Raw genomic sequence first — 16,783 nt, 5'->3', positions numbered from 1 at the left:
ATGCTCAGCACCCGAAACGCGGTCATCAGCCTCGCCCTGTTCGTCGCACTGGCCGTGGTGGCCAGTTACACGATCTGGTCGACGCTGCAACGGTCGGTGCCCGGCGACACGCACCGCTACACCGCGACCTTCGGCGACGTCCTCGGACTGCGCGTCGGCGACGACGTCCGGGTCGCTGGCGTCCGCGTCGGCCGCGTCGACGAGATCGAGCTGGACGCGAATCACGAAGCGCGCGTGACCATCCGGGTCCGTTCGCGCCAGCGGCTGACCACCACCACCGAGGCGCTGATCCGCTATCAGAACCTGATCGGGCAGCGCTATGTCGCGCTGGCGCCCGGCGACGGCGATGGAGTTCCGCTCGCACCGGGCGGTGCGATTCCGTTGGAGCGCACCGAGTCGTCCTTCGACGTCTCCACCTTGCTGGCGGGGTTCGAGCCGTTGTTCAGCGTGCTGCAACCGGAGGAGATCAACTCGCTGTCGGAGACGCTGGTGCAGGCGCTGCAGGGCGACGGCGTCTCGCTCAGCGCGCTGATCACCCAGGCCGCCGGTCTGGCGAATTCGTTCCAGCAGCGCGACGAGATCCTCGGGGCGGTGATCACGAACCTCAGCGGCGTGGTCGCCGGACTCGCCAACCGCAGCGGGGAGCTGGAGACCCTCATCACCCAGGCCAGGGCGCTGGTCGCCGGCCTGTACGAGCAGGGCGAGGTGCTGAAGGGCGCCTTCGACCAGATCGCCGCGTCGACCGACCGGCTCGCCGCCCTCGTCGCGGAGATCCAACCGGGCATGGCGCGGGCCCAGCAGTACGCCACAACGGGTGTGTCGCTGCTGCTGTCCAACGGCGCCCGGCTCGACCAAGCCGCCGTCGAATTGCCCTATGTGCTGGCCGGATTGGCACGCATCAGCGGCAACGGCGCCTACATCAGTTCCTACCTGTGCGGCCTGGACGTGTCGCTGTGGGGTGTGCTCTTTCCCCGCGGCGTGCTCACCCAGGTCGGCGGCAACGCGCACTCGGAGGTGTGCCGATGAGCAAGAGATTTCCGCGACTGTTCGGGCCGGTCGACCGGCTGCTCGTCCGATTCGGTCTACCGACGCTGCCGGAGATGTGGTCGGCGGTGCCGAGCTATCGGCAGAACCGGCAGTGGTGGCTCGGCGTCGCCGCCGGGGTGGCGGTGGTCGCATTGCTCGTCTGCTCCGGCCTGCTGACCAGGGTCGGGATCGGAGAGAAGACCGTACACGCGGAGTTCGCGCAGGCGGCCGGTCTGCGGACAGGCAACAGCGTCGACGTCTCGGGTGTCGCGGTCGGTACCGTGCGGTCGGCGCGGCTCGCCGGCGATCGAATTCTGGTGTCTCTCTCGATCGATGACGACATCGAGCTCGGCCCGGACGCGAGCGCGGCCATCGAGATGTCCACGATCCTCGGCAAGATGCACGTCGAGCTGAATCCCGGCACCGGTTCCGGACTGCCCGGCAATCGAATTCCGCTGGCGCGCACGTCGGTTCCGTACAACCTGGCGAAGGTTGTCGACGATCCGAAGTACAAGCACTCTTTCGAGCACATCGAACGCCTCGACCCAGCGAACCTGCGCGAATCGTTGGAGGCGGTGAACCGGCAGATGGGCGACTCGCCGCAGCTCACCGCGCAGGCACTGGACGCGGTGGGCGTGCTGGCCAAGGTGGTCAGCGACCGCCGCGCGGAGGTGGATTCGCTGCTGAAGAACATCGACGGCGTCTCCCGGCTGGTGGCGGACAACCAGAACAGTGTCCTGCTGCTGCTCACCCGCGGGCAGGCCATCGGTGACGCCGTCGCCCGCAGGCAGCAGCTCGTGCGGCAACTGCTGGACGATATCGCCGCCGCGTCGAAGGCATTGCAGGACATGGGAATCGAGAATGGCGGTCGGCTCGGACCGCTGATTCAGAGCTTGAACACGATGTCGGAGGGATTGGAGAAGAACCGGGAGAACCTCGATCGCCTCTACCAGGTGATGCCGGTCGCACTTCGCCAGTTCAACAACTCCTTCGGCAACGGCCCGTACGGGGAGGTGTACATGCCGTGGGTCTTTCCCGACAACTGGCTGTGTCTGGTGCACGTCGTCGAGGGGTGTCGGTGATGATGTCGCGCGGAATCCTGCGATTCGCGATCCTGCTGTCGACTCTCGCGCTGACCGGATGCGCCACGCTGCCAGGGGATCTCACCGCCCTGCCCGACCGCCTGTTCGGGCGTGAGTTGCGCATCACCGCCGATTTCGAGAACGTCGCGGGACTCTATGTCGGCAACGAGGTCTCGGTGCTCGGGCTCCCGGTCGGCACGGTGGACGCCATCGACCCCAAGGGCGAATACGTCCAGGTCGCCATGACCATCGACGGCGACGTCCCGGTGCCCGCCGACGCCATGGCCGCCCTCGTCTCGCCGCAGTTGATCACCAACCGCCATGTCGAGCTGACCCCCGCCTACCGAGGTGAAGGCCCCAGACTCGCCGACGGCGCGCATATTCCGCTGGCGCGCACCAGAACTCCCGTCGAGCTCGATCGGATACTGAAGAACTTCGAACAACTCGGCGAGGCGCTGAAAGGCAGCGACACCGAAGGGCCGATGGCAAGCCGGGTGCTGTTCCCGCTGCTCGACGGCAACGGCGACAGGATCAGGGAAACCCTCGACGCGCTCTCGACGGCCTTCGAGGTCACCCTGGCCACCAAGGACCAGATCTCCAGCACGATCACCGAGCTGACCGAGCTCACCACGGTGATCGCCGAGAACGACCAGACCGTCCGTGATTTCAGCGCCCGGCTGACGGAGCTGATCGCGCTGCTCGGCGACCAGGCGCCCGGTTTGCACGCGGTGCTCACCCAGGTCAACGACTTCGTGGCCAATACGAGCGCGGTCGTCGCGGAGAACCGGCTGCCGCTGACCTCGGCCCTCCAGCGGCTGACCGCCATCACCGCGCAGATGCGCGACAACGCACGCGGGCTCACCGAGGTGGTCGACATCGCGCCGCTGCTGTTCGAGAACTTCGCCAACACGATGAGCCACGAGAACCGAGCCATGCGACTGCACCTGCTGACGGACAAATCGTTGCTGGACAACGAGACGCTGTCGCTGTTCTGCGAACGCGTCCAGCTGCGCTCCGACGGCTGCCGCACCGGCAAGCTCGCCGACTTCGGACCCGATCTCGGACTCACACTCGCGCTGCTGGGGTTGACGCGATGACGAACAAGTTCACCCCGGCAATCGCGGGAGCCGTTGCGGCACTGTCGATCTCGGGCTGCGCGGTGACCGTGGACAACGTTCCCCTGCCCAAGCCGGGCGTCGCGGGACCGAGCTACCGGCTGCACGCGGTCTTCGACAACGCGCTCAACCTCCCCGAGCGGGCCAGGGTCAAGATCGGCGGCACCGACATCGGCGTGGTCAGCGGGATCGACACCGTCGGGTGGCGCGCCGACGTCGAGCTGGAGATCCGCGCTGATATCGCCCTGCCCGAAGGCAGCCGCGCCGAACTGCGGCAATCCACGCCGCTCGGCGACATCTTCGTCGCTGTCACGCTCCCGCAGGCCCGGTCGGAGGCCAGGATGCTCGGCGACGGCGACCGCATCGACCGGGAGCACACCTCCGCGGGCGCGTCGGTGGAAGAACTGATGACCTCGATGTCGATGCTGCTCAACGGCGGCGGCCTGAACCAAGCCGCCCGCATCACCAGCGAGATGAACTCGATGGTCGAGGGCCGAGGTCCGCAGCTCGCGCACTTGCTGACCGAATTGACCTCGGCCCTCTCCGCGCTGAACGCCCGCACCGATCAGATCGACAGCCTGCTCGGTGGTTTGGCCGCGCTGAGCGCCACGCTCGAACAGCGCAAGGCCGAACTCGGCGCGGCGGCAGAGACTTTCCCGGATCTCATCGGCGTGCTGGCCGAAAACAACCGCGGCATCACCGAACTCGCCACCAAGGTGTCGGTGACCATGGCCGCCCTCGGCGACTTCACCGCCACCACCGGCCCGCAGTTCGTTTCGCTGTTCGACAGCGTGCAGCGCCTGATGGACGGATTCACCAGAATGGGCGACCATCTCGCGGGCACGCTCGACGGGCTGCACACGCTGTATCCCGCGCTGATGGCCACCACCGAGGGAAGCACACTGGCCGTCGCGGCGACGATCTCCTATCTCAGCGTCGGCGCGCTCACCGATCCGCGGGGCAGCAAGCTGCCGGACGGCAGCGACCTGACCGCGTTCGTCGGCAGCCTGGCCGAGGTGATCGCGCGCGTCATCGGACGGCTGCAAGGAGGTCACCGATGAGCGCCCCGCGACCGCCGCGTTCCGAAACACTGCTCGATCTGGCCGGTCTCGGACTCGACCTCGGCGCATCGATCCTCGTCGGCGTCGCGGAATGGGCGCGCCGCCGAGCGCAGGCGCTCGCCACACTCGGGATGATCGGACTGCTGCTGGTGGGCGGCGGCTACCTCGCGCTCGACGTGGTCCGCTACCACCCGTTGCGCGAAACCTATCGCGTGCGAGTCCAATTGGCGGAGACCGGCGGACTTCTGCCGAACAGCGACGTCACCTTCCGCGGCGTGCGGGTCGGTACGGTCCGCGCGGTCGAGCTGTCACCGCACGGCGTCGAGGCGATCGCCGAGATCGACGCGGGCGTCCGGGTGCCCGCCGGTGGCGAGGTGGCCGTGCAGCGGCTGTCCGCGGCGGGGGAGCAGTACCTCGATTTCCGTCCCGACAGCAACGGCGAGCCCTACCTCGAGGACGGTGCGCTGATCGGGGCGGACCGGGTCAGCACGCCGGTCACCATCAATTCCTTCCTGACCAACACCAGCGCGCTGATCGCGGGACTCAATCCGCAGCGCCTCAACGTGATCATCGACGAGCTGGACAGGGCGCTCGCCGACGGACCGGATCGGCTGCGCACGGTGATCAGCGGGATCAGCCAGGCCATGGCGGGCCTGACCGCACAGCTGCCGCAGACCGAGCGGCTCATCGCGAACCTCTCCGTCATCGCCGAGACCACCTCGCACGCGCAGCCGGATCTGACCACGCTGGTCCGCGGCTCCGGCGTGCTGTTCGGGCAGCTCAGCGCCGCCGATCAGGAGGTGCGACGGCTGCTCGAGCTCGGTCCGGGCCAGCTGGCCACCCTCGGCGGCGTCATCGCCGAGACCGGCGACCCGATCACCGACCTGGTCACCAATTTCGTCGCCATCACCAGGGCCGCGCGGCTGCGCACGCCTGCCATGACCGCGCTGTTCCCCGCGCTGCGAGCCGGTTCGGCGGCCATGGGTGTTCCCGCGCACGACAACGCTTTTCATACGCTGATGGACATCTGGCCGCGGCCGACCTGCGAGTACGAAACCATCCCGGTCTCACCGGCGCAGGTCGGCGACGGAAGGGTGCGGCTCTACAACTACTGCGTCACCGGCAATCCCGCGCTCCAGGTTCGCGGGTCGGCGAACGCGCCGCGGCCGGATCTTGCCGACAACGGGTCTGGTCCGCCGCCGGGAGCAACCGGGGACGAACTGTCGGTTCCGTTGCCCGCCAAATGAGCTCGCCGAAACGAAAGGTATCGCCCATGCACGACGAAGAACCCGTCCCGACCGACCCGTCGCGTCCCGTTCGGCGCCGCTACGCGATAGCGGCGGCGATCGGCGCCGTACCCGCCACCCTCGCCGCCGTCTATTTCGCCGTACAGCACGAACGCGCGGAGAACAGCGAGGAAGCGAGGACCGCCGCGCAGCGCGCCGCATGCGCCTACGGCCCGACGATGGCCACCTACGACGCCGAGCATCTCGACACCTACTTCGCGGCGGTGCTCGACGGCGCGACCGGCGACTGGAAGCGGGAGTTCGACTCCACCAGCAAGGATTTGCGCGAGGTACTGGTGCAAGGCCGGGTCGTCTCCAAAGCCGACAGCGTGCAGTGCGCCATCGAGAAGTCCGACGAGGACACCGCCGAGGCCGTGCTCGTGATCGGCCAGACCATCACCAGCGCGGGCACCGGCAACCAGCCGAGGCCCGGCCAGCTCGCGATCACCCTGTCGCTGCGGAAGGTCGGCGACGACTGGCTCGTCGACAAGGTCAGCTCGCCCCTGCTGCCGCCGTCCTGACGCCCGACACACGAATCGACACACTCATGGAGAAGCGTTCCCTCATGGTCCGACTCATCATCACGGCGGCCGTCGGTCTCGCCGTACTCGCCGCGGTGGCCGCCGCCGTCACCGCGATCATCTTGCGACGTCGCTGCCGACGGTTGCTCGCCGACGAACTCGCGCCGTTGTCCGGGCGCGCGGTCGACGAAATGGCCGAGCGGAAGCCCACTTTCACCATGACCACCACGGCGCGTTTCGCCGCGTCGCCGGACCGGATCTGGGGTGGGCTGGAGGAGGGCGCGTTCTCCTGGATGCCGTTCATCCCCGGCGTGCGCTACCCGCACGCCGAGCGCGGGATCGGCACCGTGCGCAAACTGGACACCGTCTTCTTCGCCGCCGACGAGCAAGTGCTGCACCATGATCCGGGCCGCAGGCTGACCGTCGTCGGCATCCGCACCTCGATTCCGCTCTTCGTGCAGAGCTACGTCGCGGACTTCCGGCTCGAGCAGTCCGGCGGCGGCACCGAGGTGATCTGGACCGTTGGCGGTCGCCCCGCGCTCTTCGCTTTCGTCCCGCTCAGCTGGACGGCGCCGTTGATCCGGCCGTTCGCGCGGGTCGTTCTCCAGCGTCTGGCCACCCGGATCTGATTTCGAAACCGGCACCGCCACAGGGGAAGACATGGCTACCACGCACGAACGACACACCGCAGACCACTTCGCGCGGCCGCTGGCCCGACTCGGTGCGCCCGCGCGCCGCCGCTGGCGTCGCCTACGCGCCGACCTGCTCGACAAACTGAAGCTCGTACTGCTCGGCGGCGTGCTGCTCGGTTTCGCCGCGGTGGCCGTGCTCAGCGCGGGGTACCTGTTCCTCGGCTTCGGCGTCGAAGCCCTCGGCCAGTGGATGCCGAGGTGGCTCGCGATGCTTGTCTGCGCGCTGGTGCTGCTGCTGACCAGTGTCGTCGCAGGCGGGCTCGGGATGTTCGCCCTGTCCCGGTCGCGCAGGACACGTCGGTGACGACCGCGGAGCCGGGACCTGCGCCGCTGACCACGATGACGCCGGTATCACATCCGAAACCTGCTGTGCCGCAAGGAGTAACGAAGTATTCTGCTGGTCAGGTCCCGCGCGGCCGACCGCAACGGCGCGTTTTGTATCCGGTGACCAACTTTCGGTCGTTCTTTCTCTCGATTGCCCAGTGACAGCGCCCGCTCCGCCGCCCGATACTCGCAGCATCGGTTGATGGCTACTGCACGGCAACGTTGCTGGCGGAACGGAGTGGACATGTCGCTCGCACACCCCTGTCCGGACAACGACCTGCTCGGCCACGGCGGTGACGCCGGAGTCGTCGCCCGCTTCACCGACCGGGCCCTGCGCCGCTTCGCCCAGACCGTCGAGGGGCTGCCCGAGACAACGATGGAAGAGATCCTCGCGGTCGTCGACCTGTTCCGTATCGCCGAAGGTGTGCACGTCGGCGTGCGGGACGTCTGAGGTCCGGCTACGTCGTCGGGTGGCGCGCGCCATCGGCGGGCGCGTGCGGGCGTGCGCCATCCCGGGAAACGTCCACGGGCGGGCCGTCGCCGATCGCGGTCGCGACGAGCCGTTCTCCGTTGGCCGGGTCGAGTTCGGCGGGCACGCCGAGGACAGGGGAGAGGTCGATGCTCTGCCCCGGCCCGAGCACTCGGTAGCCGCGGTCTGTGCAGAAGCGGTCGACATCGGTATCGGCGGTGCAGGATCCGTACATCAACCGGACCCGACCGGCGGCCGCGCGATCCGCGGCATACCGCAGCAGGCTCGCGCCGACGCCGGTGCCGCGGAACTCCGGCTCCACCGCGAGCACGCCTACCTTCATCAGGCCGACGAGCGCGCGCGCCTGCGCGGCGGTGCCCCACGGCTGGAGGCGGTGCACCACAAAGGCTTCGGGCCCGGCGTAGAGGCCGCCGATGACGACGCGATCGCGCTGGGCCACCAGGACCAGGCTGCGCGCGGCGACCGCACCGGCCAGCCCGCCCTTGCCCGCGGCCGCCGAGATCGCGCGGGTGCCCGACGGTGTCACGGCGGAGGCGAGCAGACCGCGCCGCTGCGCCTGCGCGAGTTCCTGGCCGTAGTCGCTGAGCGGAGTGTCGCCGATGCCCGCCAGTGCGCACCACCGCGGGTAGTTGGTCTCGATCTCCGCTGCCGACGCGTAGGCGATCGTCACTCGCCCCGGTGAACCCATGTGCACAACCCCTTCCAGCTCAGTGGGACCGGCCGTCGGCGCCGCGAGCACCCAGTCGTCGCCGAGCGCGTCGCACTATGCGCGCTCGGCCGCGGTGCGTACCGCGTCGGGTCGTGGCGCCGACCTGGCGTCACTGAGTGTACAGTTGTGCACCCACTATCGCGTCGAGCGGGTCAGCTCACCAGCCCTCGGCGGGTCAGTAGCGGTTCGATCTCCGGTGCGCGGCCGCGGAAGGATTCGAAGGCCGCGAGCGGGTCCACCGAACCGCCTCGGGACAGCAGTTCGCGCCGGAAGATCTCGCCCTTCTCGCGGATGGGTGCGGCGCCGTCCTCGAACCACTGCACGGTGTCCGCGTCCAGCACTTCGCTCCAGATGTAGGAGTAGTAGCCCGCCGCGTAGCCGCCGGAGAAGATGTGGGCGAAGTAGCCGGTCCGGTATCGGGGCGGAATCGCCTCCATCGCGACCCCCGCTTTCTCGAGCGCCTGCCGCTCGAACGCCTCGGCGTCGACATCCGCGAGCGCGTCCGGACCGGGCACGCGGTGCCACGCCCAGTCCAGCAGCGCCGCGGCCAGGTACTCGACGGTGCGGAAACCTTCGCCGAAGCGGGCGGCCTCGGCCATCCGCTCGACCAGCTCGGCGGGCATCGGCTCGCCGGTCTCGACGTGCTTGGCGTAGTTGGCCAGCACCTCCGGCCGGTCCATCCACATCTCGTTGACCTGCGAGGGGAATTCGACGAAGTCGCGCGGCACCTCGGTCCCCGCGAAGAACGGGAACCGCACATCCGAGAACAAGCCGTGCAGCGCGTGCCCGAACTCGTGGAAGAGCGTGCGGACGTTGTCCCAGGTGAGCAGGGCGGGCTCGCCCGCGGGCGGCTTGGCGATATTGAGATTGTTGACCACCACCGGCCGCGTCCCCAGCAGCCGCGACTGGCTGACCAATTCGTTCATCCACGCGCCGCCGCGCTTGGACGGCCTGGCGAAGAAGTCGCCGAGGAACAGTCCCAGCGCGCTGCCGTCGGCGTCGAACACCTCGAAGACGCGGACCTCCGGGTGGTAGCCCACCAGATCCGCGCGCTCGGCGAAGCTGATCCCGTAGACCTGCTCCGCGGCGAAGAACACGCCGTCTTTCAGCACCCGTTCGAGCTCGAAGTAGGGGCGCAGCGCCTCGGTATCCAGCGAAAAGCGTTCCGCCTTCAGCTTTTCCGACCAGAACTGCCAATCCCACGCGCACAGTTCGGCGTCGCTGTCGTCGGCGCGCATGGCCGTCGCGAGCTCCGCGGCCTCCCGTTCGGCGTTGGCGACGGCGGGCGGGACCAGTCGACCCAGCATCTCTTCCACCGCCCCAGCGGTTTTCGCGGTCTGATCTTCCACCGCGTAGGCCGCGTGGTCCTGGTAGCCGAGCAGCGTCGCTCGCTCGGCCCGCAGCGCGGCGATCCGGACGGCGAGGTCGGCGTTGCGGCCGTCCGCCCCGAATCCGCGCCCGAGCGAGGCCGCCAGCATCTTGCGCCGCACCTCGCGGTCGGCCAGCTCGGCGAGAACGGGTTGATTCGAGACGTTCTGGAGGCGCAGCGCCCACGCCCCTTCCCGGCCGAGCGAACGGGCGTTCTCGGCCGCGGCCGTGACCGCGGCCGACCCGAGCCCGGCCAGCTCCTTCTCGCTCTCAACGACCAGCGCCGCGGCATTGGTCGCGGCGAGCAGGTTCTGCCCGAACTCGGTTGCCGCCGTGGCCAATTCCGCATTGAGCTCGCGTAACCTCGCCTGCCCCTCGGCATCCAGTCGAGCGCCCGCCCGGACGAACCGAATGTGGTACTGCTCCAACAGCCGCGCTTCCTCGGCGTCCAGCCCGAGCTGCTCCCGCTCCCGGAACAACGTGTCGATCCTGGCGAACAGCTTCGGATCCAGATACACCGCGTCCCGGTGCGCCGCGAGCAGCGGCGAGACCTCCGCCTCGATCGCCTCGATCCGCTCGTTCGAATCCGACCCGACGATATTGAAGAATACATTCGCCACCCGCGTCAGCAGCGCCCCCGAACGTTCCAGCGCCACAACGGTATCCTCGAACGTCGGCTTCCCCGCCCCACCCGTGATCACCCCGATCTCGGCCAACTGCTCCGCCATCCCCCGCTCGAACGCGGGCAGATAATGCTCGTCGCGAATCTCCGCGAACGGCGGCAGCTCGTAGGGCAGCGCACTGCGCTCGAAGAACGGGTTGCTCGTCATGCGAGAACTCTATGCCCGCCCCCACACCCCCGACACCGTTTGCGGTGTCGCTGGCGCAGGCGGCGAGTCGCGGGGCCGTCCAAAGCTATACGAGGTCGACTCGGAATGTGATGCGTGTAACAAACACTCGCTCGTGGCCGAATAGCACTGCGTCGCCGCCGGATTGCGGCGCCGATGCAATGGGGGTCGGTATCCGAATCGGCTGAACCCGATTGTCTGTGACCGATGTTTCGAATCGAGGAAGGGCTGTCACCTGTGACTTCTCCGATGCTGTCGAAGGGCCAGAACGTGCCACTGCCGGACGATGTCGATCGCATAGATGTCGTCATCGGATGGACCGAATCGGAGATCGAAGTCGATGCGTCCGCGCTATTGCTCGGGGCCGATCGAAGGGTTGGTTCCGATGCCGATTTCATCTTCTACAACCAGCCGGAGTCGACGGACGGCTCGGTCCGGTTCCTCGGTACCAGTGCGACCGAGGAGGGAGCGCAGGCTCGGATCGCGATAGACCTGTCGGCCGCGCCCGACAACGTCCACACGATCGCGCTCGCGGGCAGCGTTGGCACCGGGACGTTCGGGGATCTCGGCAAACTCGCTCTCCGGGTGGTCGACGCGGCGGGGTTGTCGCTGGCGGAATACGTCACCGCCGACGCCACGAGGGAGTCGGCCTTCGTCTTCGGTGAGATCTACCGCCGCGGCGGCGAGTGGAAGGTCCGTGCTGTCGGGCAGGGGTGGGAGTCGGGACTGGCGGGTCTGGCGAAGGACTTCGGCGTCGACGTCGACGACGCCGAACCCGAGACAGACGATGCGAAATCGGATGCCCCACAGGCGAGTGAGCCGGCGCCGGTCGAACCGGTTGCCGTCGACACGTCCAGTGGGCAGCCGCGGCAGGCGCCGGCCGCCACTGCGCGGGACGCCGGAAAGCGGCGAGGCGTCAGAACGACCAAGCGGGCGTTGAAGAAGGCGAAGCCTCTCGAATTCAAGCTCGCGGAGCTGGACACGTGGCAACCGGCTCGACTGTTCTCGGTGGTCGGCGTCGGTGCGGGAGAGGAACAGGAGCGCCGTGCCACATCAGCGCTGATCGGCACGATGCAGGCCGTCCGGCCGTTCGCACGTGCGGTGTGCGCCAGGATGGGCGCCCCGGTCGGCGCCTTCGAGGGTTACGTCGAAGTGCAATACGAGCGCGGTGATTCGAAGGTGATACCGGACGCCGTCCTGAAAGTGTCCCGGGGCAGCCGAGTCTGGACCGGGCTGCTCGAGGTCAAGACCGGAAACGGCAAGCTCAAGCGCGATCAGCTGGAGAGCTATCTCGATGTGGCGCGCAAGAAGAAGTACGACGCGGTGGTCAGTTTGTCGAACGATGTTCCCGCCAGCCCGGGAGAACTCCCCGTGGAAGTCGACCGCCGAAAGCTGGCCAAAGTCGCCTTGCGGCACCTGTCGTGGGCGGAAGTGGCACATGAAGCACGAATGTTGCTCTCGCACGGCGGCATCGACGACGAACTGCAGGCGTGGCTGCTCAGCGAGTTCCTGCGTTATCTCGACCATCCGCGCTCCGGGGCGACCGAGTTCGTCGATATGGGTCGGCATTGGGTGGCGGTTCGAGACTCGGTGACAGCCGGTACTTTGCGCGCTGGCGATCAGAAGGCATTGACTGTCGCGGACACCTGGGTGTCGTTGTCGCGGCACCTCGCCCTGCGATTGACCGCCGAACTCGGCGTTACGGTCAAGCACGTCTTGCCTCGGCGTCACCGCACCGATCCAACTGCGCGCAATGCCGCGGTCGCGGAACGGCTCGCAGCGGACGGCACGTTCGAAGCCGTCTTGCGTATCCCCGATACCGCAGGGGATCTGGTCGTGATCGCCGACGTGCGCACGAACAGGGTTCGGTGCCGCACGGTCCTCGACGCACCGAACGAGGGATCGTCCGGTCGTCGAATGACGTGGTTGCTCAGGCAACTCGCGGAGGCGCCAGGGGACGTCCAAGTCGAGGCCGTCTTCTCCGAGCGTGGTAACGAAGCGTGCGAGCACCTCGCGACGGTGCGCGCGAATCCGAAAGTGCTGACCGATGGTCGTTCGGGTGCCATCGTCTCGTTCTCGTTGGAGCAGAGTTTCCCGATGGGCAACCGGCGAGCCGGCACCGCGGCCAGTTTCATCACCAGCGTCACCTCGGCGACCGATGCGTTCTACGGATCGGTGGTGCAGCCATTGCGCGGATGGGTGCCCGCCGCACCCAAACAGCCGGAGCAGGTGCAGTCGGAGGCCGCAGAGTGACGGCTTTCCGCGGAACGCCACCGCCGGGGTGCGCGGCCGCGGCGGCTATCGTGGAGGAGTGGGCATCATCGGCGAGCTGTTCGGCAACAAGCTGACCGACGAGGGCAGCGAGGACAGCGACGGACAGGTGCACCAGCCGCGCGTCGACGTGGATCTGGACGCGGGAGTCATCCGCCTGTCCGCCCCGGCCAGGGCGGGGGAGATCGACGCCGCGGAGTGAACCGCAGGGGCACATCGCCGAGCCCTGCCCGATGGGCTCGTGCCGCGGTAGTGCGCCGCGCGGTCCGCGGCTCGCTTCATGTGGTGCTCAGGCCTCAATCGAATGCGGTGGTCCACAGGGCACTGATGGGTACACAGGACAAGCCGTCGCCGAACGGAAGTTGTTGGTCGCCGCAGTAGAGAACGAAGCCGGCGTGGAAACGTTCGCCCAAGCGGCGCTGCAAGATTCGCAAGTTTCGGAAATCGTCGGTCCGAATCGTCTCGGCCGCCTTCACTTCGATGGCGACGATCCGCCCGGCATTGTCCTCGAGAATGGCGTCGACCTCGTGACCGTCTCGGTCGCGGTAGTGATGTAGCCGCGCCATGGTCTGGCTCCAGGTGAGCTGACGAGTGAGCTCACCGAGCACGAAGGTTTCGATGAGGCCGCCGGTCGTCGCGTCGTTGGTGACGCCGGCAAGCAAATGAGCGGCCAGTCCGGAGTCGTTGAAGACGAGTTTCGGCGTGGCGATCGCTCGTGCGGTCGCGTTGGCCGACCACGCGGGGATCATGCGAACCAGGTATACGACCTCCAGCAGGCCGACGTATTCGCGCACTGTCGTGATCGGAATGCCGAGATCCGAGGCCAGGCGACTGTAGTTCAGCAATCCGCCACTCTGAGCGGCCAGAGTGGCGATCAGGCGCCGCATGTCCGAGCGCCGCTGGATGTCGGCCACCTGATGGATGTCTCGACTCATGATGTCGTCGAGGTAGGACTTGAAGAACTGTGCGCGTCGGCGCGGTGCTGCGCGGCGCAATGCCTCGGGGTAGCCACCGCGGCACGCGAGTTCTATGTAGTCCTTCCGGCGTATGTCGGAAGACTTGGTTCGTAGGCGGCTGCCTTCGGCGAACGCCGCGTCGACGAAGCCGTCCGCAGCGCCGGATATCTCGCCCTGTGACAGCGGGAAGAGCTCGACTGTTTCGGAGCGTCCGGGTAGGGCGTCCGGAAGTTCGCTGAGGCCGAGGAGCCGAGCCGAGCCGGTCAACAGGAACCGGCCGGGACGAGGGTCTCGATCGACCGCGTTCTTGATTGCCAACCACAGTTCCGGCACCCGCTGAACTTCATCGATCAGCATCGTGCCCGGAGCATCGAGAAAGGCGACCGGATCGGCCGCGGCCGAGGCGCGAGTCCTTGGGTCGTCCAGGTACCGCTTGACGGCGTCCGGCCGGTCGACCAAGCAGCGCTCGGCGAGCGTGCTCTTGCCGGTTTGACGTGCACCGTTGATGATCACCACCCGGGTGTCCGCGAGCGCTTCCGCGACCAGGTCCCCGGCTCGTCTCGGCAGGTAATCGACTGCTTGGCGCATTCTGCAATCATACCTGTGGCCGTCGATCTGCCGACGCTTCCGCCGTCGATCTGCCGAGGGCTCAGCCGTCGATCTGCCGACAGTACCGCCGTCGATCTGCCGAGGGGTTGGCCGTCGATCTGCCGAGGGGTTGGCCGTCGATCTGCCGACAGTTCTGCTGTCGACCTGCCGCAGAATTAGCCGTCAGTCTGCCGACGGGTGCGCCGTCGATCTGCCGACGAACTTGCCGTCAGTCTGCCGATACTCGTGCCGTCGATCTGCCGACGTTGCGCTGGATCGACGGCGGCCGCCGTGCGCGATCGCGATCTGCCGCCGGTCGGCGGCGGGCCGCCACGTGCGGGCGAGCGGCGATCGCGCGGCCGTGCCGGTCGGGGAGATGTCCTCCGCCAACGGACCTCAGCTGGTTTCGGCGAGGGCGGGGCGGGGTTGGCTGCGGGTCAGGAGCCAGCCGACGGCGGTGGCGAGGGGGAACATGAGGACGCCGTAAACCGCTGCGGGAACGGCCATTTCGGTGCTGTCCAGGACGCTGATGGCGATGGTGATCGCGATGGTGCTGTTGTGGATGCCCACCTCCATCGAACAGGCGATGGCTTGGCGGTCGGAGACGCCGAGCCAGCGGGGGAGGAAGTAGCCCGCGGTCAGGCTGACGAGGCAGAACAGTGTGGTGACCGCGCCGACGTCGAGGGCGTAGTCGACCAGGTTGTCGCGCTCGGCGACCATGGTGCCGATGACGACCAGCGTCAGCGTCAGCGCCGAGCCGATGCGCACCGGCCGGTCCATCCGGTCGGCGAACGCGCTGGACAGCCGCCGCACCACCATCCCGATCGCGACCGGAACCAGCACGATCGCGAACACCTGCACGACCTTGCCGAACTGCAGGCCGACCGTGCCCGCGCCCTCGTCGGGATCGAAGTAGTCGATGGCGAAGTTGGTCACCAGCGGCACCGTGACCACCGCGATGATCGAATTGACCGCGGTGAGAGACACGTTCAGCGCGACATCGCCGCGGAACAGGTGGCTGAACAGGTTCGCGGTCGTCCCGCCCGGCGAGGACGCGAGCAGCATCATGCCGACCGCGAGGATCGGCGGCAGATCGAACAGCAGCACAAGTCCGAAGGCGACGATCGGCAACACCACCAGCTGGCAGGCGAGCGCGATCGCCACGGTCTTCGGGTTCCGGGCGATGCGGGTGAAGTCCGCGATCGTCAGCGACAACCCGAGGCCGAACATGATCACGGCCAAAGCCACTGGCAGACCGACGGATACGAGCGGAGAGTCCATATTCTTCCTCAGCATTCGCGGGCCGAAGCCCATATCTGAGACCAATTCGTCTCAGAATGAATGGAGGGTAGCGGTGTGTGACCTACGTCGCAACCAATTCGGCCGCGTCGACCTGCGCCACGCCGGTCGACAGACCTGGAAAGGTTGGCCACCGAAACTCGGGGCCGTGCGGACTTCCCTCCCCAGTGGTCACCGATCTTGCACAATCGGTATATGGCCAAGCCCTGCCTGCTCTTGCAGTTGCGGCCCGAGCGTGCCGCGGCGGACGACGAGTATCGCGCGATCCTGCGCGCCGGCGAGCTCCAAGCCGACGATGTGGTGCGGGTGAAGATGGACGAGGAGTTCCCGCACATCGACCTCGACGACTATTCGGCGGTGATCGTCGGTGGGGGCCCGAGCAACGTCAGTAGTCCGGAGGACCAGAAGTATCCCTATCAGCGGCGCTTCGAGCCCCGCCTGAAGAAGCTGATGATCGAGATCGTCGGCCGCGATTTCCCGTACCTGGGCGCCTGCTACGGCCTGGGCATTCTCGCGGACGTGCTCGGTGGGAAGGTCGGCGGCGACCGGTACGGCGAGACCGCGGGCGCGCAGACCGTCGAACTGGCCGATCACGCGGACGAAGACCCGCTCCTGCACGACCTGCCGCGGTCGTTCCGCGCCTTCGTCGGCCACAAGGAGGCCTGTCAGGAGGTGCCGCCCGGCGCGACCCTGCTCGCGGGGTCGGCCGGCTGCCCGGTGCAGATGATCCGCACCGGCAGGCACGTGTACGCGACCCAGTTCCACCCCGAACTGGACGGCAACGGCCTCGCGATCCGCATCGAGGCCTATCGCCACGCGGGGTACTTCGCGCCCGAGGAGGCGGACTATCTCACCGAGTTGGGCCACCGCGAATCGATCACGGTCCCGCCGGAGATTCTGCGCCGATTCGTCACCCGATACCGCGTCGACGAGTAAGTGATCCGGCCCTCGCCCGGCGGATGATCCGGCCCGAGACCGTCCCGGTACGCGCCGAAGCAATCGCCAGGCGATCTTGGTACAACGCACGCAAGGTGTCTCGAACGAGTCCAATCGCCATCGCGTCGCGCCGCGATGTGGTATCGGCGGGCCCGCCGGTGCGGAACCGGCTAAGGCCAGCTGTCTGGGTCACAGGGTGGCCTGGCTAAGA

General features: G+C 67.8%; 16 protein-coding genes. 12 read left to right on the top strand and 4 right to left on the bottom strand.

Going from position 1 to position 16,783, the window contains the following annotated elements; all coding sequences use genetic code 11:
- The 9 genes from NAM01S_RS23765 to NAM01S_RS23725 all read left to right on the top strand — a co-directional run bounded on the left by NAM01S_RS23765 (position 1) and on the right by NAM01S_RS23725 (position 7,558).
- Entirely contained in the window at positions 1-1,026 is a 1,026-nt protein-coding gene (locus tag NAM01S_RS23765) for an MCE family protein (RefSeq protein ID WP_067788761.1), read from the top strand.
- The gene (locus tag NAM01S_RS23760; protein WP_084483225.1) at positions 1,023-2,108 is read left to right on the top strand and encodes an MCE family protein; all 1,086 of its coding nucleotides are present in this window, start codon (positions 1,023-1,025) and stop codon (positions 2,106-2,108) included. The genes NAM01S_RS23765 and NAM01S_RS23760 overlap by 4 nt, the downstream gene beginning before the upstream one ends.
- Positions 2,108-3,205 carry an MCE family protein gene (locus NAM01S_RS23755; RefSeq protein WP_067788885.1) on the top strand — a complete coding sequence of 366 codons (1,098 nt, stop codon included), beginning with the start codon at positions 2,108-2,110 and terminating at the stop codon, positions 3,203-3,205. The genes NAM01S_RS23760 and NAM01S_RS23755 overlap by 1 nt, the downstream gene beginning before the upstream one ends.
- Positions 3,202-4,284, top strand: coding sequence for an MCE family protein (locus NAM01S_RS23750; RefSeq protein WP_067788759.1), 1,083 nt, complete (start codon positions 3,202-3,204; stop codon positions 4,282-4,284). The genes NAM01S_RS23755 and NAM01S_RS23750 overlap by 4 nt, the downstream gene beginning before the upstream one ends.
- The gene (locus NAM01S_RS23745) at positions 4,281-5,531 is read left to right on the top strand and encodes an MCE family protein (RefSeq protein WP_084483224.1); all 1,251 of its coding nucleotides are present in this window, start codon (positions 4,281-4,283) and stop codon (positions 5,529-5,531) included. The genes NAM01S_RS23750 and NAM01S_RS23745 overlap by 4 nt, the downstream gene beginning before the upstream one ends.
- 26 nt (positions 5,532-5,557) lie before the next feature.
- The gene (locus NAM01S_RS23740; protein ID WP_067788757.1) at positions 5,558-6,091 is read left to right on the top strand and encodes an Rv1363c family protein; all 534 of its coding nucleotides are present in this window, start codon (positions 5,558-5,560) and stop codon (positions 6,089-6,091) included.
- A gap of 44 nt (positions 6,092-6,135) precedes the next feature.
- Positions 6,136-6,720 carry an SRPBCC family protein gene (locus NAM01S_RS23735; RefSeq protein ID WP_169810888.1) on the top strand — a complete coding sequence of 195 codons (585 nt, stop codon included), beginning with the start codon at positions 6,136-6,138 and terminating at the stop codon, positions 6,718-6,720.
- Positions 6,721-6,751: 31 nt separating this feature from the next.
- Positions 6,752-7,087, top strand: a complete 336-nt coding sequence (locus NAM01S_RS23730) for a phage holin family protein (protein WP_067788753.1) — start codon at positions 6,752-6,754, stop codon at positions 7,085-7,087.
- A 264-nt stretch (positions 7,088-7,351) separates the two neighbouring features.
- On the top strand, positions 7,352-7,558 hold the full coding sequence (locus tag NAM01S_RS23725; RefSeq protein WP_143861438.1) for a hypothetical protein: 207 nt from the start codon (positions 7,352-7,354) through the stop codon (positions 7,556-7,558).
- A 7-nt stretch (positions 7,559-7,565) separates the two neighbouring features.
- Here NAM01S_RS23725 and NAM01S_RS23720 read toward each other — a convergent pair whose 3' ends face one another.
- Positions 7,566-8,285: a GNAT family N-acetyltransferase gene (locus NAM01S_RS23720; protein WP_157107871.1), complete on the bottom strand. Its 720-nt coding sequence runs from the start codon at positions 8,283-8,285 to the stop codon at positions 7,566-7,568.
- Positions 8,286-8,458: 173 nt separating this feature from the next.
- Positions 8,459-10,504 carry a M3 family metallopeptidase gene (locus NAM01S_RS23715; protein WP_067788748.1) on the bottom strand — a complete coding sequence of 682 codons (2,046 nt, stop codon included), beginning with the start codon at positions 10,502-10,504 and terminating at the stop codon, positions 8,459-8,461.
- A 255-nt stretch (positions 10,505-10,759) separates the two neighbouring features.
- Between NAM01S_RS23715 and NAM01S_RS23710 the strand changes: the two genes are divergently transcribed.
- Entirely contained in the window at positions 10,760-12,775 is a 2,016-nt protein-coding gene (locus tag NAM01S_RS23710; RefSeq protein WP_157107870.1) for a TerD family protein, read from the top strand.
- A gap of 58 nt (positions 12,776-12,833) precedes the next feature.
- The gene (locus tag NAM01S_RS35245) at positions 12,834-12,995 is read left to right on the top strand and encodes a hypothetical protein (RefSeq protein WP_157107869.1); all 162 of its coding nucleotides are present in this window, start codon (positions 12,834-12,836) and stop codon (positions 12,993-12,995) included.
- Positions 12,996-13,089: 94 nt separating this feature from the next.
- Here NAM01S_RS35245 and NAM01S_RS23705 read toward each other — a convergent pair whose 3' ends face one another.
- Both NAM01S_RS23705 and NAM01S_RS23695 read right to left on the bottom strand, forming a co-directional pair.
- The gene (locus NAM01S_RS23705; RefSeq protein WP_067788745.1) at positions 13,090-14,337 is read right to left on the bottom strand and encodes an ATP-binding protein; all 1,248 of its coding nucleotides are present in this window, start codon (positions 14,335-14,337) and stop codon (positions 13,090-13,092) included.
- A gap of 396 nt (positions 14,338-14,733) precedes the next feature.
- Positions 14,734-15,618 (bottom strand): bile acid:sodium symporter family protein, encoded by an 885-nt coding sequence (locus tag NAM01S_RS23695; RefSeq protein WP_067788741.1) that lies wholly within the window; start codon positions 15,616-15,618, stop codon positions 14,734-14,736.
- Between the two features lie 213 nt (positions 15,619-15,831).
- Here NAM01S_RS23695 and NAM01S_RS23690 point away from each other — a divergent pair, with 213 nt between their 5' ends.
- The gene (locus NAM01S_RS23690; protein WP_067788740.1) at positions 15,832-16,572 is read left to right on the top strand and encodes a glutamine amidotransferase; all 741 of its coding nucleotides are present in this window, start codon (positions 15,832-15,834) and stop codon (positions 16,570-16,572) included.
- Positions 16,573-16,783 lie beyond the last annotated feature (211 nt).

This window comes from Nocardia amikacinitolerans NBRC 108937 (genome assembly GCF_001612615.1).
GTDB classification, from domain to species: Bacteria; Actinomycetota; Actinomycetes; order Mycobacteriales; family Mycobacteriaceae; genus Nocardia; species Nocardia amikacinitolerans.
The sequence above is the reverse complement of the archived record's forward strand: the minus strand, read 5'-3'. Positions and strand labels throughout refer to the sequence as shown.

What these genes read in the sequence shown, in the direction of transcription:
- NAM01S_RS23705 (WP_067788745.1), bottom strand. Translation starts at nt 14,337, where the DNA reads ATGCGCCAAGCAGTCGATTACCTGCCGAGACGAGCCGGGGACCTGGTC.
- NAM01S_RS23695 (WP_067788741.1), bottom strand. Translation starts at nt 15,618, where the DNA reads ATGGACTCTCCGCTCGTATCCGTCGGTCTGCCAGTGGCTTTGGCCGTG.
- NAM01S_RS23690 (WP_067788740.1), top strand. Translation starts at nt 15,832, where the DNA reads ATGGCCAAGCCCTGCCTGCTCTTGCAGTTGCGGCCCGAGCGTGCCGCG.
- NAM01S_RS23725 (WP_143861438.1), top strand. Translation starts at nt 7,352, where the DNA reads ATGTCGCTCGCACACCCCTGTCCGGACAACGACCTGCTCGGCCACGGC.
- NAM01S_RS23735 (WP_169810888.1), top strand. Translation starts at nt 6,136, where the DNA reads ATGGTCCGACTCATCATCACGGCGGCCGTCGGTCTCGCCGTACTCGCC.
- NAM01S_RS23755 (WP_067788885.1), top strand. Translation starts at nt 2,108, where the DNA reads ATGATGTCGCGCGGAATCCTGCGATTCGCGATCCTGCTGTCGACTCTC.
- NAM01S_RS23750 (WP_067788759.1), top strand. Translation starts at nt 3,202, where the DNA reads ATGACGAACAAGTTCACCCCGGCAATCGCGGGAGCCGTTGCGGCACTG.
- NAM01S_RS23740 (WP_067788757.1), top strand. Translation starts at nt 5,558, where the DNA reads ATGCACGACGAAGAACCCGTCCCGACCGACCCGTCGCGTCCCGTTCGG.
- NAM01S_RS23720 (WP_157107871.1), bottom strand. Translation starts at nt 8,285, where the DNA reads ATGGGTTCACCGGGGCGAGTGACGATCGCCTACGCGTCGGCAGCGGAG.
- NAM01S_RS23715 (WP_067788748.1), bottom strand. Translation starts at nt 10,504, where the DNA reads ATGACGAGCAACCCGTTCTTCGAGCGCAGTGCGCTGCCCTACGAGCTG.
- NAM01S_RS23745 (WP_084483224.1), top strand. Translation starts at nt 4,281, where the DNA reads ATGAGCGCCCCGCGACCGCCGCGTTCCGAAACACTGCTCGATCTGGCC.
- NAM01S_RS23765 (WP_067788761.1), top strand. Translation starts at nt 1, where the DNA reads ATGCTCAGCACCCGAAACGCGGTCATCAGCCTCGCCCTGTTCGTCGCA.
- NAM01S_RS23760 (WP_084483225.1), top strand. Translation starts at nt 1,023, where the DNA reads ATGAGCAAGAGATTTCCGCGACTGTTCGGGCCGGTCGACCGGCTGCTC.
- NAM01S_RS23730 (WP_067788753.1), top strand. Translation starts at nt 6,752, where the DNA reads ATGGCTACCACGCACGAACGACACACCGCAGACCACTTCGCGCGGCCG.